Below are 15,346 nucleotides of genomic sequence, written 5' to 3' on the forward strand. Positions count from 1 at the left end.
CCCTACCCTGATCACCACTCGAAGGTTACTCGCGAGTCACCAAGCAATGAGGCGGGCCCCGGAGGATGCCGTGACCGACACACAGATCTTGCTCGAGAACCGGCCGCCGTCCTTGGCGACGCACTTCCTCCAGCGCGTCGAGGCGACACCGGACGGGGAGGCGTACCGCTATCCGGTGCCTCCCGCCTCGGGCACCGGCCCCGACGACTGGCGGCCGCTGACCTGGCGGGAAAGCGCGGATCGGGTCTTCGCCATCGCCGCCGGGCTGATCGAACTGGGCATCCGCCCCGAGGAGCGGGTGGCGCTGGCCTCCTCGACCCGCGTCGAGTGGATCCTGGCCGACCTCGGCGTGCTGTGCGCGGGCGCGGCCACCACCACGGTCTACCCGACCACCAATGCCGACGAGACCTCCTTCATCCTCTCCGACTCCGGCAGCCGGGTGATGATCGCCGAGGACGCGACGCAGCTCGCCAAGGTGCGGGCGCAGCGCGATGAACTCCCCGAGCTGGCCCATGTGGTGGTGATCGAGGCCGGGGACGCGGTCCCCGCCGCGGACGACCCCGAGGGCTGGGTGCTCTCGCTCGCCGAGCTGGAGAAGCGGGGCGCGGCCCGTCTGGAGCGCGAGCCGGGCGCCGTGCGGGAGCGGATGGACGCCCTGCGCGGCGATCAGCTTGCGACGCTCATCTACACCTCCGGTACCACCGGGCGCCCCAAGGGCGTACGGCTGGCGCATGACTCCTGGTCGTACATGGCCATTGTGATCGGCACCCAGGACGGGCTGCTCTACCCCGACGATGTGCAGTACCTGTGGCTGCCGCTCGCGCATGTCTTCGGCAAGGTGCTGACGGCGGGGCAGATCTACGTCGGCCACACCACGGCGGTGGACGGCCGGGTCGACAAGATCATCGACAATCTGCCGGTGGTCCGGCCGACCTATATGTGTGCCGTGCCGCGGATCTTCGAGAAGGTCTACAACGGGGTGGCCCAGCGGGCGCGCGAGGGCGGCGGGGCCAAATACAAGATCTTCCAGTGGGCGGTCGAGGTCTCCCGGGATTACGCCAGGACCTCCCAGGACTCCTTCCGCCGCACCGGCACCGCCTCCGTGCCCTTCGCCCTCAAGGCCCAGCACGCGGTGGCCGACAAGCTGGTCTACGGCAAGCTGCGCGAGGCGTTCGGCGGCCGGCTGCGGGCCGCGGTGTCCGGTTCCGCCGCGCTCGCCCCCGACATCGGCTACTTCTTCGCGGGCGCCGGGATCAACATCCTGGAGGGCTACGGCCTGACCGAGTCCAGCGCCGCCAGCTTCCTCAACCCGGCGGACTACCGCACGGGCACGGTCGGCAAGGCGTTCCCCGGTCTGGAGGTGCGGTTCGCCGACGACGGCGAGGTGCTGCTGCGCGGACCCGGCATCATGCAGGGCTACCACGGGCTGCCGGAGCTGACCGAGCAGGTGCTGGAGTCCGACGGCTGGTTCCACACCGGAGACATCGGTGAGCTGTCCCCCGACGGCTATCTGAGGATCACCGACCGCAAGAAGGACCTGATCAAGACCTCGGGCGGCAAGTACGTCGCCCCGGCGGAGGTCGAGGGCCAGTTCAAGGCGGTGTGCCCGTTCGTCTCCAACATCCTGGTGCACGGCGCCGACCGCAACTACTGCACCGCGCTGATCGCCCTCGACGAGCCGACGATCATGAAGTGGGCGGCCGAGCACGGCCTCGGGGGCAAGTCCTACGCGGACGTCGTGGCCACCGATGAGGCACGGAAGCTGATCGAGAGCTACGTGCTCCGGCTCAACGAGGGGCTGCAGCGCTGGCAGACGATCAAGAAGTTCCGGCTGCTGCCGCGCGATCTCGACGTGGAACACGGGGAGTTGACGCCCAGTCTGAAGCTGAAGCGGCCGGTGGTCGAGCGTGAGTACAAGGCTCTGATCGAGGACATGTACGCGGGAACGCGGGAGGTTTAACGGGCAAGGATACGACCCCGCACCGGATTTCAGGTTGACCGGCCCGCCGGACACATGAATTTTCCCCTTATCGCGGTTCACTTGCGTAACCCGGTGCATATGAGGGCGGTCCGTCTGTCACTCTGTCCGTGCCGGATACGGTTACGGATACGGCGTTATGACGGAGCTTCTTCAGGAGCCGCACAGTGGGGACGTCATCTTCTGCCACTTCTGGTGGGTCGGTTGAGGGCGGTGGGGTTGTTCTGCCGGTCGGGGGTGGGGTTGGCCCCGTTCGTACCAGTGCCTCGGCACGCGTCAGCCTGCCCGGCACTCCGCTCGCGGCCTCGGCCGCCCGCCGGTTCGTCCGTGCCGCCCTCGCCGACTGGGCCGCGCTCGAGGTCCCGGCCGCCGACCGGGTCACCGACCGGGTCGCGGACGAGGCCATACTGCTGGTGAGCGAGCTGGTCACCAACGCGGTGGTGCATGCCGGCACCGCCGTCGAGGTGAGCTGTGCGCTCGATGTGTCGGACCGCGAGGGCGAACCGCCGTCCCTGGTCGTGGAGGTGACCGACCACCATCCCACCCGGGTGGTGCGCGGCGATCCGCCGGATGCGGACGAGGGGCCGGAGTACGCCGGTGGCCACGGGCTGCGGCTGGTGGCCGAGATCGCCGAGTCCTGGGGGACGACCTACCGGCGGGCGACCAAGTCGGTGTGGTTCCAGATGGCGGTGGCGCCCACGGGCTCGGCCGCCGCGGGGACGGGCGCCATGGGCTCGGGCTTCATGGACGCCGCGGCCGCCATGGACCCGGCGACCGCCACCGTGCCCGAGCCCGAGGGCGGGTTCGGGGCGGGGGCCGCCCGCGAGGGCCTGGGCTCCGTTCCTGAGGGCGCGGGAGTCGTCCGTGAAGGCCGTAAGGAGGCCGTCGAGATCGTCGCGCCCGCGCCGGGCCGCGCCCCCGTCCGTCTCGACCCCGACTGGATCCAGCGCGGCGCGCTCTCCTTCCTCGCCGAGGCGTCCGACCTGCTGGCCGGGCAGTTCGACGAGGACATGGTGACCTCGCTCGCCGGCCAGCTCCTGGTGCCCCGGCTCGCCGACTGGTGCGCGATCTGGCTCGACTCCACGAGCGGCCCGCCCCGGCTGGCCCGGGTCTGGCACGCCAGCGAGGGGCGCATCGAGGGCCTGCGGCGGGTGCTGGAGAAGGAGCCGCCCCAGGTGCCCGCCGCCGTCCGCGGCAGCGCCGTGGAGTGGCCCTGGCCGGCCGACCCCGCCGCGTACGGGCCCGGCGGCGCGGCCCTCGCCTGCCGGCTGGTCGCGGGCGGCCGCGCGCTCGGCACGCTGCTGCTGGGGCGCGCCGGACTGGTGCGGATGCCGGACGAGGCGATCGGCCTGGTCGAGGACTTCGCCCGCCGCGTCGCCCTGGCGCTCGCCTCCGCCCGCCGCTACACCCGGCAGGCGACCATCAGCCGGGTGCTGCAGCGCGGGCTGCTGCCGTCCGTGATCCCGCGCATCCCCGGCGTCGAGTCGGCGGTCGTGTACGAGCCGACCGGCGACATCTCGGCCGGGGGCGACTTCTACGACGTCTTCCCGGCCGGTGACGGCCGCTGGTGCTTCGTCCTGGGCGACGTCTGCGGAAACGGCCCGGAGGCGGCCGTGGTGACCGGCCTCGTCCGGCCCTGGCTGCGGTTGCTCGCCCGCGAGGGATACGGCGTGGGAGAGGTCCTGGACCGGCTCAACCAGCTCCTGGGCGAGGAGGCGGTGGAACAGGCGGTCGAGGGCGCCGCGGAGGCCGTGGCGGCCGGTGTGGAGGCCGTGGGAGGCCCCGCCGGGGTCGTGGAGCTGATGGACGGCGGCCTGGTCGGCACGGGGCTCCCGGCGGGCGGCGGGGTCGCGCGGTTCCTGTCGCTGCTGTACGGGGAGCTGGAGCCGCTGGGCGAGGGCCAGGGGGTGCGCTGCACGCTGGCCAGCGCGGGGCATCCGCTGCCGCTGGTGCTGCGGCCCGAAGGCGAGGTGCGGACCGTCGCGGCGCCGCAGATACTGCTGGGCGTTGTGGACGATGTGACGTACGAGAGTGAATCGTTCGATCTGGCGCCCGGGGAAACGCTGCTGTGTGTGACGGACGGGGTGACGGAGCACCGATCCGGCGACCGGCAGTTTGACGACGAGGACGGCCTGGCGGCGGCTTTCGCGCTGTGCGCGGGGCTGAGCGCGCGGGAGGTCGCGGAGCGGGTGCGGCAGGCGGTGGACGAGTTCGCGGCGGAGCCGCCGGACGACGACCTGGCGATGCTGGTCCTGAAGGTGGTCTAGGCCCCATCCGGCGAGGGCCGCTCCGGTGTGGCCCTGTCCGGCGAGGCCCGTCCGGCGACGATCCGCAGGACAGGCCCAGGCGGGCCCCGGGCCCCGGCCCCAGGGGCCCGCGCCTCGTGGTCCTGGGCGGCGCGGGCCGTGACGGACAATGGGGGCATGCCTTCCGTACTGCCAGATGGTGAGCCCATGCCCGAGGACGGCGCACTGCCCGCGACCGCTTTGGCGGGGGCGGAGCGGCGGCCGTTGGGGTTCTATCTACATGTGCCGTACTGCGCCACCCGCTGCGGCTACTGCGACTTCAACACCTACACCGCCAGTGAGCTGCGCGGCTCCGGCGGTGTGCTCGCCTCGCGGGACAACTACGCCGAGCAGGTCGTCGAGGAGGTGCGGCTGGCGCGGAAGGTGCTGGGCGACGACCCACGGCCCGTGGAGACCGTCTTTGTCGGCGGCGGGACCCCGACCCTGCTCGCCGCGGCGGATCTCGGGCGGATGCTCGGGGCGATCCGGGAGGAGTTCGGGCTGGCCGAGGGGGTCGAGGTCACGACCGAGGCGAATCCGGAGTCGGTCGATCCGCGCTATCTGGCGGAGCTGCGGGAGGCGGGGTTCAACCGGATCTCCTTCGGGATGCAGAGCGCCCGGCAGCACGTCCTGAAGGTGCTGGACCGTACGCATACCCCGGGGCGGCCGGAGGCGTGCGTGGCCGAGGCGCGGGCGGCCGGATTCGACCATGTGAACCTGGACCTGATCTACGGGACGCCGGGGGAGGGCGACGCGGACTGGCGGGCCTCCCTGGAGGCGGCGCTCGGGGCGGGGCCGGACCATGTGTCGGCGTATGCGCTGATCGTGGAGGAGGGCACCCAGCTGGCGCGGCGGATCCGGCGCGGCGAGGTCCCGATGACCGACGACGATGTGCACGCCGACCGCTATCTGATCGCCGAGGAGACCCTGTCGGCCGCCGGGTTCGCCTGGTACGAGGTCTCCAACTGGGCCACCTCGCCCGCCGGGCGCTGCCGGCACAACGAGCTGTACTGGCGCGGCGCCGACTGGTGGGGCGCCGGCCCCGGCGCGCACAGCCACGTGGGCGGCGTGCGGTGGTGGAACGTGAAGCACCCCGGGGCATATGCGCAGGCCCTGGGCGAGGGCAGGTCGCCCGGCGCGGGCCGGGAGCTGCTGACCGCCGAGGAGCGCCGGGTGGAGCGGATCCTGCTGGAGCTGCGGCTGGCCGAGGGCTGCCCGCTGGAGCTGCTGCGCCCGGCCGGGGCGGCGGCCGCGGCACGGGCGCTGGAGGACGGCCTGCTGGACCCGGAGCCGTACGGACGGGGGCAGGCCGTGCTCACGCTGCGCGGGCGGCTGCTGGCGGACGCGGTGGTGCGGGATCTGGTGGACTGACCGGGCACATCCCCGCCGGCGCGGGGACCACGACCTCCTGGGGAGTGTGGACGGGCTGATCGACGGAGCACCTCCGCGGTGGCGGAGCGAAGCGGCCGGCCCACCATCGTGTCAACGGGAGGACGTGGGCAGGGGTTACCGCCCTGCGGTTACGTGATCGATCAATTCCTCCACCCGCCCCAGGAGCTCCGGCTGGAGGTCCTTGTAGGAGTGGACCGAGGACAGGATCCGCTGCCAGGCGGCCCCGGTGTTCTCCGGCCAGCCCAGGGCGCGGCAGACGCCCTTCTTCCAGTCCTGGCCGTGCGGCACCGTCGGCCAGGCCGGGATGCCGACGGAGGACGGCTTCACGGCCTCCCAGATGTCGATATAGGGGTGGCCGAGGACCAGCACATGCTCGCCGGTGACCTGTGCGGCGATACGGGACTCCTTGGAGCCCGTCACCAGATGGTCGACCAGGACGCCGAGCCGGGCGTCCGGGCCGGGGGAGAAGTCATCGACGATGGCGGGCAGGTCGTCGACGCCCTCCAGGTACTCCACGACGACGCCCTCGATACGCAGATCGTCGCCCCAGACCCGCTCCACCAGCTCCGCGTCATGGCGCCCCTCGACATAGATGCGCCCCGCACGGGCGACCCTCGCGCGCGCTCCCGGAACGGCGATCGACCCCGAGGCCGTGCGCTGGGGCGCGCTGGGCGCCGCCGCGCGCGGGCGTACGAGGGTGACGACACGCCCCTCGAGCAGAAAACCGCGCGGCTCCATGGGGAAGACACGATGTTTGCCGAAGCGGTCCTCCAGAGTGACCGTGGGTCCCTCGGCGGTCTTCTCGCAGCGGATCACGGCGCCGCAGAAGCCGGTGGTGACCTCCTCCACGACGAGGTCCGGATCGGCGGGGACCTCGGGGGCGGGCCGCTGCCGCTTCCAGGGCGGGGTGAGGTCCGGGTCGTACTGTCGCATCCGGATGACGATAGCGCGCGACGACAGCCCACTCCTGTAGTGCGGACAACTAGGTGGACGCCTAGTTGGGCGGCTAGGTGGACGCCTAGAGAGACACGCCGAAGCGGGCCGCCAGTTCGTCGCGTTGGGCCCGGACGAACCCGGCGTCCACGACCGAGCCGTGCCCCGGGACGTACCGCGCGTCCGGGCCGCCGAGGGTGAGCAGCCGGTCGAGGGCGGCGGGCCAGCGGCCGGGGATCGCGTCGGGTCCGGCCTGCGGCGTGCCGGACTCCTCCGCCAGATCGCCGCAGAAGACCACCTCGGGCCGGCCGGGCACCAGAACGGCCAGGTCATGGGCGGTGTGGCCGGGCCCCACATTGGCCAGCAGCACCGGCCGGTCGCCCAGGTCGAGGGTGAGCTCCCCGGAGACCAGGTGGTGCGGGCCGACCAGATGGTCCACGGCCTCGGTGGCGGCGTCCCGGTCCACTCCGTGGCGGATCGCGTCCTCGCGCAGCGTCTCCCGCTCACGGCGCAGCAGCTCGTCCATGCCCGTGGCCCCGTACACCTCGCAGCCCGCGAAGGCGGCCGAGCCCAGGACGTGGTCGAAGTGCGGATGGGTGAGCGCGATCCGGGTGGGGCGGCGGCCGGTCAGCCGGGTGATCAGGGCGCGCAGCTCGGCCCCGGCGCGCAGGGTCGCGCCGGTGTCCACGACGAGGATGTCGGTCCGGCCGACGACCACGCCGACCGTCTCGTCCCACTCCGGCGACCGACGGCGGGCCACACCGGGTGCGAGCCGCTCCCAGCCTGCCTCTTCCCAACACGTCTCCATACCGCGACGCTAGCTCAACGGGGATGGGGGAGAGTTGCTGCCAGCGGCGGCTCTTGCCCATGCCACCGCACCCCGCCGTACACTGGCGAAGGGGGTCTGGCACTCGTGCCCGGTGAGTGCCAGGCGGACGACCTGATGAGACCGCTGGACTGGAGGTGCGCGGGGTGCTCAGCGAACGCAGACTCGAGGTGCTGCGTGCCATTGTCCAGGACTATGTGGGGACGGAGGAGCCGGTCGGCTCCAAGGCGCTCACCGAGCGGCACCGGCTGGGGGTCTCGCCGGCCACGGTGCGTAACGACATGGCCGCTCTGGAGGACGAGGGGTTCATCGCCCAGCCGCATACGAGCGCCGGGCGGATCCCCACGGACAAGGGCTATCGCCTCTTCGTGGACAAGCTGGCGGGAGTGAAGCCGCTGTCCAGCCCGGAGCGGCGGGCCATTCAGAACTTCCTGGACGGCGCGGTCGACCTCGATGACGTGGTGGGCCGCACGGTCCGGCTGCTGGCGCAGCTGACCCGGCAGGTGGCGGTGGTGCAGTATCCGTCGCTGACCCGTTCGACGGTGCGCCATGTGGAGCTGCTGCCGCTGGCCACGGCCCGGGTGATGCTGGTGCTGATCACGGACACCGGCCGGGTGGAGCAGCGCATGGTGGACTGCCCCACCCCGATCACCGAGGACTCGCTGGCCGATCTGCGCGCCCGGCTCAACAGCCGGGTCGTGGGTCGGCGTTTCGCGGATGTGCCGCAGTTGGTGCAGGATCTTCCGGAGTCCTTCGAACAGGAGGACCGGGGGACCGTCTCGATCGTGCTGTCGACCTTGCTCGAGACGCTTGTGGAGGAGACCGAGGAGCGGCTGATGATCGGCGGCACCGCGAACCTCACGCGTTTCGTGCATGATTTCCCCCTGACGATCCGGCCCGTCCTGGAGGCACTCGAGGAGCATGTCGTCCTCCTCAAGTTGCTGGGCGAGGCCAAGGACTCGGGTATGACCGTGCGGATCGGGCATGAGAATGCTCACGAGGGGCTCAACGCCACCTCGGTCGTCGCGGTCGGCTACGGTTCCGGCGACGAGGCGGTCGCCAAACTCGGCGTGGTCGGACCGACCCGCATGGACTACCCCGGAACGATGGGAGCGGTACGCGCAGTGGCACGTTACGTCGGACAGATCCTGGCGGAGTCGTAAGTGGCGACGGACTACTACGCAGTCCTGGGCGTGCCGCGTGATGCCTCGCAGGACCAGATCAAGAAGGCATTCCGCCGGCTCGCACGCGAGCTGCATCCGGATGTGAACCCGGATCCGAAGACCCAGGAGCGGTTCAAGGAGATCAACGCCGCTTACGAGGTCTTGTCGGACCCACAGAAGAAGCAGGTCTACGACCTGGGCGGGGACCCGATGTCCGGGGCGGGCGGCGGTGGTGCCGGCGGCTTCGGAGGGGGCTTCGGCAACTTCTCCGACATCATGGACGCGTTCTTCGGGACCGCCTCGCAGCGCGGTCCGCGCTCCAGGACCCGGCGCGGTCAGGACGCGATGATCCGGCTGGACGTGGAGCTCAGCGAGGCCGCGTTCGGGACCACCAAGGACATCCAGGTCGACACCGCGGTCGTCTGCACGACGTGCAGCGGCGAGGGCGCGGCGCCGGGCACCTCGGCGCAGACCTGTGACATGTGCCGTGGCCGCGGTGAGGTCTCCCAGGTGACGCGGTCCTTCCTGGGCCAGGTCATGACCTCGCGGCCGTGCCCCCAGTGCCAGGGCTTCGGCACCGTGGTGCCGACTCCGTGCCCGGAGTGCGCGGGCGACGGCCGGATCCGCTCGCGGCGCACCCTGACCGTGAAGATCCCCGCCGGTGTGGACAACGGCACCAGGATCCAGCTGGCCGGTGAGGGCGAGGTCGGACCGGGCGGCGGCCCGGCGGGCGACCTGTATGTGGAGATCCACGAGGTCCCGCACCCGGTCTTCCAGCGGCGCGGTGACGATATGCACTGCACGGTGACCATCCCGATGACGGCGGCGTCGCTGGGCACCAAGGTGCCGCTGGAGACGCTGGACGGCATGGAGGAGGTCGACATCCGGCCCGGCACCCAGTCCGGCCAGTCGATCCCGCTGCACCAGCGCGGCGTCACCCATCTGCGGGGCGGCGGCCGGGGCGATCTGATCGTGCATGTCGAGGTGACCACCCCGACCAAGCTCGACCCGGAGCAGGAGGAGCTGCTGCGGCGGCTGTCGAAGCTGCGTGGCGAGGAGCGCCCGATCGGCGAATTCAAACCGGGGCAGCAAGGGCTGTTCTCGCGTTTGAAGGATGCGTTCAACGGGCGTTAGGCGCTCCGGCCGGGGGTACGGGGGTTGTCCCCCGGGGGAGTGCGGTAAGCCGGGGCAGCAAGGGCTGTTCTCGCGCTTGAAGGATGCGTTCAACGGACGGTAGGCGCTTACGGGCCGCGATACGGCCCGTAAGGGCGCCGCTGATCCGGTGGTGAGCCCGTGTGGAGGGCATGGCACGATGTGGCCATGTCCTCCGCGCTGACCGATCTTTACCGGTACCCGATCGTGCAGGCGCCGATGGCGGGTGGAGCCTCCTGCCCGCAGCTCGCCGCCACTGTCTCCGAGGCCGGTGGCCTCGGTTTCCTCGCTGCCGGCTACAAGACGCCGGAAGCGATGTATGAGGAGATCAAACAGCTGCGAGGGCTGACCGGCCGGCACTTCGGTGTCAATCTGTTCATGCCGCAGCCGTCCAACGCCGACACGGCCGCCGTCGGGGCTTACCGGGCGCGGCTCACGGGCGAGGCGGCCTGGTACGAGACTCCGCTGGGCGACCCGCACGCGGGCTCGGACGACGCGTACGACGCCAAGCTCGCCGTACTCCTCGACAACCCGGTTCCGGTCGTCTCGTTCACCTTCGGCTGCCCGACCCGCGCGGTCCTCGACGCCTTCGCCAAGGCAGGCACCCGCACGATCGTGACCGTGACCTCGCCCGTCGAGGCGCAGACCGCCCAGTGGGCGGGCGCCGACGCCGTCTGTGTGCAGGGCGTGGAGGCAGGCGGCCACCAGGGCACGTACAGCAATGACCCGGCCGTCGACGGGATGGGCGCCGGGCTCGGTCTGCTGTCGCTGATCACGCTGGTCCGTGAGTATGTGCAGATCCCGATCATCGCGGCGGGCGGGATAATGCGCGGTTCGCAGATCGCCGCGGCGCTGGCCTCGGGCGCGGTCGCGGCCCAGCTGGGGACCGCGTTCCTGGTGTGCCCCGAGTCCGGGGCGAACGCCCTGCACAAGCAGGCGATGACGGATCCGCTGTTCGGCCGGACCGAGCTGACCCGCGCCTTCTCCGGCCGCCCGGCCCGGGGCCTGGTCAACCGCTTCATGCGCGAGCACGGCCCGCACGCGCCCGCCGCCTACCCCCAGCTGCACCACATGACGTCCGGCCTCCGTAAGGCGGCCGCCAAGGCGGGCGATCCGCAGGGGATGGCGCTGTGGGCCGGGCAGGGGCACCGGCTGGCGCGCGAACTGCCCGCCGCGCGGCTGGTGGAGACGCTCGCGGTGGAACTCGACGCCGCGCGGGCCCAGTTGGGCCTTCAGTCCCAGCGGGGTGCGGTGTCGTGACCGCCCCGGTGTTCGTGGCCGACTCCCTGGCGGGTGCGGCCGCGGGGGCCCGGGTCTGGCTGGAGGGCCCGGAGGGGCGCCACGCGGTGTCCGTAAGGCGGCTGCGCGTCGGTGAGCCCGTGGTGCTGACGGACGGTCACGGTACGGGCGTCCAGGGCACCGTGGCGGCCGTCGAGGGCAAGGACCGGCTGCAGATCGCGGTGGACGAGGTGCGCCAGGAGGCGGCCCCGGACCCGAGGATCACCGTCGTCCAGGCGCTGCCCAAGGGTGACCGGGGCGAGCTGGCGGTGGAGACCATGACGGAGACCGGTGTGGACGCCGTCGTTCCGTGGTCGGCGTCCCGCTGCATCACCCAGTGGAAGGGCGAGCGCGGCCTCAAGGCGCTCGGCAAGTGGCGGTCGACCGCGCGCGAGGCGGGCAAGCAGTCCCGTCGGCTGACCTTCCCCGAGGTCCCGGACGCGATGACGACCAAGCAGGTTGCCCGGCTTCTCGCCGAAGCCGCGTTCGCGGCCGTGCTCCACGAGGAGGGCGGCGAACCGCTCGCGACGGCCCAACTGCCCGCGAGTGGCGAGATCGTGCTGGTCGTCGGGCCCGAAGGGGGCGTGTCCGCCGAGGAGTTGGCGGCCTTCGCGGAGGCGGGCGCGCGGCCGTACCGGCTGGGCCCGAGCGTGCTGCGCACCTCCACGGCCGGAACGGCGGCCGCCGCGCTGCTGCTCGGCCGCACCGGCCGCTGGGGCTGAGGGGCCCCTCTGGGGTGAGCGGCCCCTCTGGGGTGAGCGGCCTCTCTGGGGTCTCTTCGCGCTTCTGTGCGCCCGTACCTGGCCGAGGACGGCCTTCCGATAGGCGTCGGCCGATGGGAACCTATCCCCTATGGGGGTATTGAGTCAGGCAAGGCGGGGACGGACGCTCTTGTCCGTCGCGGCGGTCGGCGCGGCGGTCGCGGTGACGGCGTGTGAGCCGACGGGCGGCGGCATCAGCTCCGTGACGGTCGCGATCACCACGGACCAGGTCGTCACGGAGGCGCTGGAGCGGGGCGGCGTCGGCGTCCGCTGGATGAGCTGCAACGCCGAGTTCAAGAACGGCCATACGGCCGGTGCTTCGCCCTCGCGGAGCGAGCGGTCCGGGGAGACCGACGCGCGGGTGGACTGCCACGGCAGGGCCGACAACGACAAGGACATCAGGATCAAAGGCCGGGTGACCTATGTACGGGCGGACCACTGCGTCCGGGGCGATGTGACCGGCGAGGTGGACGGCCGGAAGGTCTTCGAGGCGCAGGTGATCGGGGAGTGCCAGGGCGGCGGCCCGGACACCGACAGCCCCCGGCCGACCTTCAGCCACTCGTGGGACCGCCCGACCACGAAGAGCCCCCAGCCGACCCGCAGTCACCCGTGGGACCACCGGACCACCGAGGCCCCCCAGCCGACCCGCAGCCACCCGTGGGACCGCCCGACCACGGACAGCCCCCAGCCGACCCGCAGCCACCCCTGGGACCATCCGACGACCGAAGGCGGCGCCGGTCAGGCCGGTACCGGGGACAGCGCCGGTAAGGGCGGTACCGAGGGCGGTAGTCAGGGCGAATAGGCCGCGATCTCTCCTGTCGGCAGGGGCTCCCGGTACCATCCGGACCGTATGTGCCGACGATCCGTAAGGAGCCACCGGTGGCGGGAGAACCGCAGGCCGACTGCCTGTTCTGCAAGATTGTCTCGGGGGAGGTGCCGGCCACCGTCGTCCGCGAGACGGACACCACCGTCGCCTTCCGCGACATAAACCCCCAGGCACCCACGCACATCCTGGTGATCCCCAAGGTGCACTACCCGGACGCGGCCTCCCTCGCCGCTGCCGAACCCCAGGTCGCCGCGGATGTGCTGCGCGAGGCGGGCGTGGTCGCCGCCGATGAGAAGCTCGTCGAGACGGGCTACCGCGTGGTGTTCAACACCGGCTCCGGCGCCGGTCAGACCGTCTTCCACGCCCATGCCCACGTCCTGGGCGGCCGCGGGCTCAACTGGCCCCCCGGATAACCCTTGTCCGCACGGGAACTGATCGTCCTCGGCACCGCCAGCCAGGTGCCGACCCGGCACCGCAACCACAATGGCTATCTGCTGCGCTGGGATGGCGAGGGCCTGCTGTTCGACCCCGGCGAGGGCACCCAGCGCCAGATGCTGCGGGCCGGGGTCGCCGCCCATGACATCGACCGGATCTGCGTCACGCACTTCCACGGGGATCACTCCCTGGGCCTGGCCGGGGTGATCCAGCGGATCAACCTCGACCGGGTGCCGCACCGGGTGACCGCCCACTACCCGGCGAGCGGACAGCGGTTCTTCGAGCGGCTGCGGTACGCGACCGCCTACCGCGAGACGGTGGCGCTGACCGAGGAGCCGGTCGCCGGTGACGGCGCGGTGCTGGCCCGCACCCCCGCGTACACACTGGAGGCGGCCCGGCTCTCGCACCCCGTCGAGTCGTACGGCTATCGCCTGATCGAACCGGACGGCCGCAGGATGCTGCCCGAGCGGCTCGCCGCGTTCGGCGTCCGCGGCCCGGACATCGGCCGGCTGCAGCGGGATCGGGCGCTGGAGATCGAGGGGCGTACGGTCACGCTCGAAGAGGTCAGCGAGGTGCGCCGGGGGCAGCGCTTCGCGTTCATCATGGACACCCGGCTGTGCGACGGCGTCTCCGCGCTGGCGCAGGGGTGCGATCTGCTGGTCATCGAGTCGACCTTCCTGGACGAGGAGGAGGCGCTGGCCGTCGAGTACGGGCATCTGACCGCCGGGCAGGCGGCCCGGGTCGCGGCCGGGGCGGGGGCGCGGCATCTGGTGCTGACGCACTTCTCGCAGCGCTACGGCGATCCGTCCGACTTCGAGCGCCAGGCGCGGGCCGCCGGGTTCGAGGGGGAGCTCACGGTCGCCGAGGACCTGATGACGGTGGCGCTGCCCAAACGGCGCTGAGGGCGCCTGGGCGAGGGCGTAGGGCCCCGGGGACGGCGCATGCCGCGCCGCGACGGGGCCGCCCGGGCCGCCCGGGCCGCGGACGGTACAGGCCCGCGCCGCGACGGGTCCTGCGGACCGGTGGGGACGGCAGACGCCCCGAGGGGGTGACGCTTGCCGGTCCCCGGCCCGTTGTCCGTGCCATCGTGCACACTGTCCGCACCCGCATCCGACGATGGAGGCGGACCGGTCAGACCTGGGAGAGCGCGGTGACGACACACAACGGCGACATGCTCACAGCGGGTTACCCCCTGCTCGACCCGCTCGAGGCCGTTCGCCGGCCCGGTGACCCGGCGTGCGACGTCTATCTCACCGGCACCGTCTTCCTCGACATCATCTTCACCGGTCTGGACACCGCCCCCGTCCGCGGCACCGAATCCTGGGCCCGCGGTATGGGGTCGAGCCCCGGCGGCGTCGCCAATATGGCCACCGCCCTGGCCCGGCTCGGCCTGCGCACCTCGCTCGCCGCCGCCTTCGGCGACGACCACTACGGGGACTACTGCCAGGACGCCCTGGACCGCGGCGAGGGCATCGATCTCTCGCTCTCCCGCACGATCCCCGGCTGGCACTCCCCGGTGACCGTCTCGATGGCCTACGAGGGCGAGCGGACCATGGTCTCCCACGGCCATGAGGCCCCGCCGCCCGAGGAGCCCGCCCCCAGCTGCCCGCCCCCGGCCCGCGCCGCCGTGGCCTCCCTGGTGCCCGGCCGCGGCCAGGAGTGGGTCGCCGAGGCCGCCCGCCGCGGCAGCAGGGTCTTCGCGGACGTCGGCTGGGACGACACCGGCCGCTGGGATCCGGCCGACCTCGCCGAGCTGGAGCACTGCGAGGCGTTCCTGCCCAATGCCGAGGAGGCGATGCGCTACACCCGCACCGACTGCCCGCGCGCCGCCGCCCGGGCCCTCGCCGACCTGGTCCCGCTCGCCGTCGTCACGCTCGGCTCCGAGGGGGCGTACGCGGTCGACGGCCGCACCGGCGAGACCGCAGAGGTGCCCGCGATCTCCGTGGAGGCCCTGGACCCGACCGGCGCCGGGGACGTGTTCGTCGCCGGTTTCGTCACCGGCACGCTCGCCGACTGGCCGCTCGCCGACCGGCTGGCCTTCGCCGGGCTGACCGCCGCGCTGTCGGTGCAGGAGTTCGGCGGCTCGCTGTCCGCGCCCGGCTGGGTCGAGATCGCCGCCTGGTGGCAGCACGCCCGCTCCTACGACGACCAGCCCGGCCGCGCGCTGCGCCGCTACGCCTTCCTCGACCGGCTGCTCCCGGCCGCCGCCCGCCCCTGGCCGCTGCGCCGGGCCGTTCCGACGATCGGTTTCCGCCAGGCGTAGCGCCGAGGCCCCGGACCCTGGGGCGGCCGGGGCGCGGGAGCCCCAGGTGAGTGA

General features: G+C 72.4%; 13 protein-coding genes. 11 read left to right on the forward strand and 2 right to left on the reverse strand.

The features are described from left to right. The first annotated feature begins 70 nt into the window (after positions 1-70). From J5X86_RS09215 to hemW, 3 genes are all read left to right on the forward strand, one after another. Entirely contained in the window at positions 71-1,960 is a 1,890-nt protein-coding gene (locus tag J5X86_RS09215) for a long-chain fatty acid--CoA ligase (protein WP_208516256.1), read from the forward strand. A 185-nt stretch (positions 1,961-2,145) separates the two neighbouring features. Beyond that, positions 2,146-4,245 carry a SpoIIE family protein phosphatase gene (locus J5X86_RS09220; RefSeq protein ID WP_208516257.1) on the forward strand — a complete coding sequence of 700 codons (2,100 nt, stop codon included), beginning with the start codon at positions 2,146-2,148 and terminating at the stop codon, positions 4,243-4,245. Positions 4,246-4,401: 156 nt separating this feature from the next. Beyond that, complete coding sequence (gene hemW, locus J5X86_RS09225) at positions 4,402-5,634, forward strand: radical SAM family heme chaperone HemW (RefSeq protein ID WP_208516258.1); 1,233 nt, start codon at positions 4,402-4,404, stop codon at positions 5,632-5,634. Between the two features lie 135 nt (positions 5,635-5,769). Here hemW and J5X86_RS09230 read toward each other — a convergent pair whose 3' ends face one another. Both J5X86_RS09230 and J5X86_RS09235 read right to left on the reverse strand, forming a co-directional pair. Further along, positions 5,770-6,588 carry a DUF3097 domain-containing protein gene (locus J5X86_RS09230; protein ID WP_208516259.1) on the reverse strand — a complete coding sequence of 273 codons (819 nt, stop codon included), beginning with the start codon at positions 6,586-6,588 and terminating at the stop codon, positions 5,770-5,772. An 85-nt stretch (positions 6,589-6,673) separates the two neighbouring features. Next, a complete protein-coding gene (locus J5X86_RS09235) occupies positions 6,674-7,396 on the reverse strand; it encodes an MBL fold metallo-hydrolase (protein ID WP_208516260.1) in 723 nt (240 codons plus the stop codon). A 164-nt stretch (positions 7,397-7,560) separates the two neighbouring features. Here J5X86_RS09235 and hrcA point away from each other — a divergent pair, with 164 nt between their 5' ends. From hrcA to J5X86_RS09275, 8 genes are all read left to right on the forward strand, one after another. Further along, positions 7,561-8,577, forward strand: a complete 1,017-nt coding sequence (gene hrcA / locus J5X86_RS09240; protein ID WP_014060643.1) for a heat-inducible transcriptional repressor HrcA — start codon at positions 7,561-7,563, stop codon at positions 8,575-8,577. Beyond that, positions 8,578-9,711, forward strand: coding sequence for a molecular chaperone DnaJ (dnaJ, locus tag J5X86_RS09245; RefSeq protein ID WP_078641360.1), 1,134 nt, complete (start codon positions 8,578-8,580; stop codon positions 9,709-9,711). Positions 9,712-9,897: 186 nt separating this feature from the next. Next, the gene (locus tag J5X86_RS09250; protein WP_208516261.1) at positions 9,898-10,989 is read left to right on the forward strand and encodes a nitronate monooxygenase; all 1,092 of its coding nucleotides are present in this window, start codon (positions 9,898-9,900) and stop codon (positions 10,987-10,989) included. Further along, positions 10,986-11,729 (forward strand): 16S rRNA (uracil(1498)-N(3))-methyltransferase, encoded by a 744-nt coding sequence (locus J5X86_RS09255; RefSeq protein ID WP_119988293.1) that lies wholly within the window; start codon positions 10,986-10,988, stop codon positions 11,727-11,729. Before J5X86_RS09250 ends, J5X86_RS09255 begins: the two co-directional genes overlap by 4 nt. A gap of 169 nt (positions 11,730-11,898) precedes the next feature. Next, positions 11,899-12,570, forward strand: coding sequence for a hypothetical protein (locus tag J5X86_RS09260; protein WP_208516262.1), 672 nt, complete (start codon positions 11,899-11,901; stop codon positions 12,568-12,570). A gap of 77 nt (positions 12,571-12,647) precedes the next feature. Beyond that, positions 12,648-13,007 carry a histidine triad nucleotide-binding protein gene (locus tag J5X86_RS09265; protein WP_208516263.1) on the forward strand — a complete coding sequence of 120 codons (360 nt, stop codon included), beginning with the start codon at positions 12,648-12,650 and terminating at the stop codon, positions 13,005-13,007. A 3-nt stretch (positions 13,008-13,010) separates the two neighbouring features. Then, the gene (locus J5X86_RS09270; RefSeq protein WP_119988290.1) at positions 13,011-13,931 is read left to right on the forward strand and encodes a ribonuclease Z; all 921 of its coding nucleotides are present in this window, start codon (positions 13,011-13,013) and stop codon (positions 13,929-13,931) included. Positions 13,932-14,200: 269 nt separating this feature from the next. After that, positions 14,201-15,292: a PfkB family carbohydrate kinase gene (locus J5X86_RS09275; protein ID WP_208516553.1), complete on the forward strand. Its 1,092-nt coding sequence runs from the start codon at positions 14,201-14,203 to the stop codon at positions 15,290-15,292. Positions 15,293-15,346 lie beyond the last annotated feature (54 nt).

Origin of the sequence: Streptomyces sp. NEAU-YJ-81, assembly GCF_017592595.1 — a bacterium.
In the GTDB taxonomy this organism is placed as follows: Bacteria; Actinomycetota; Actinomycetes; order Streptomycetales; family Streptomycetaceae; genus Streptomyces; species Streptomyces hygroscopicus_B.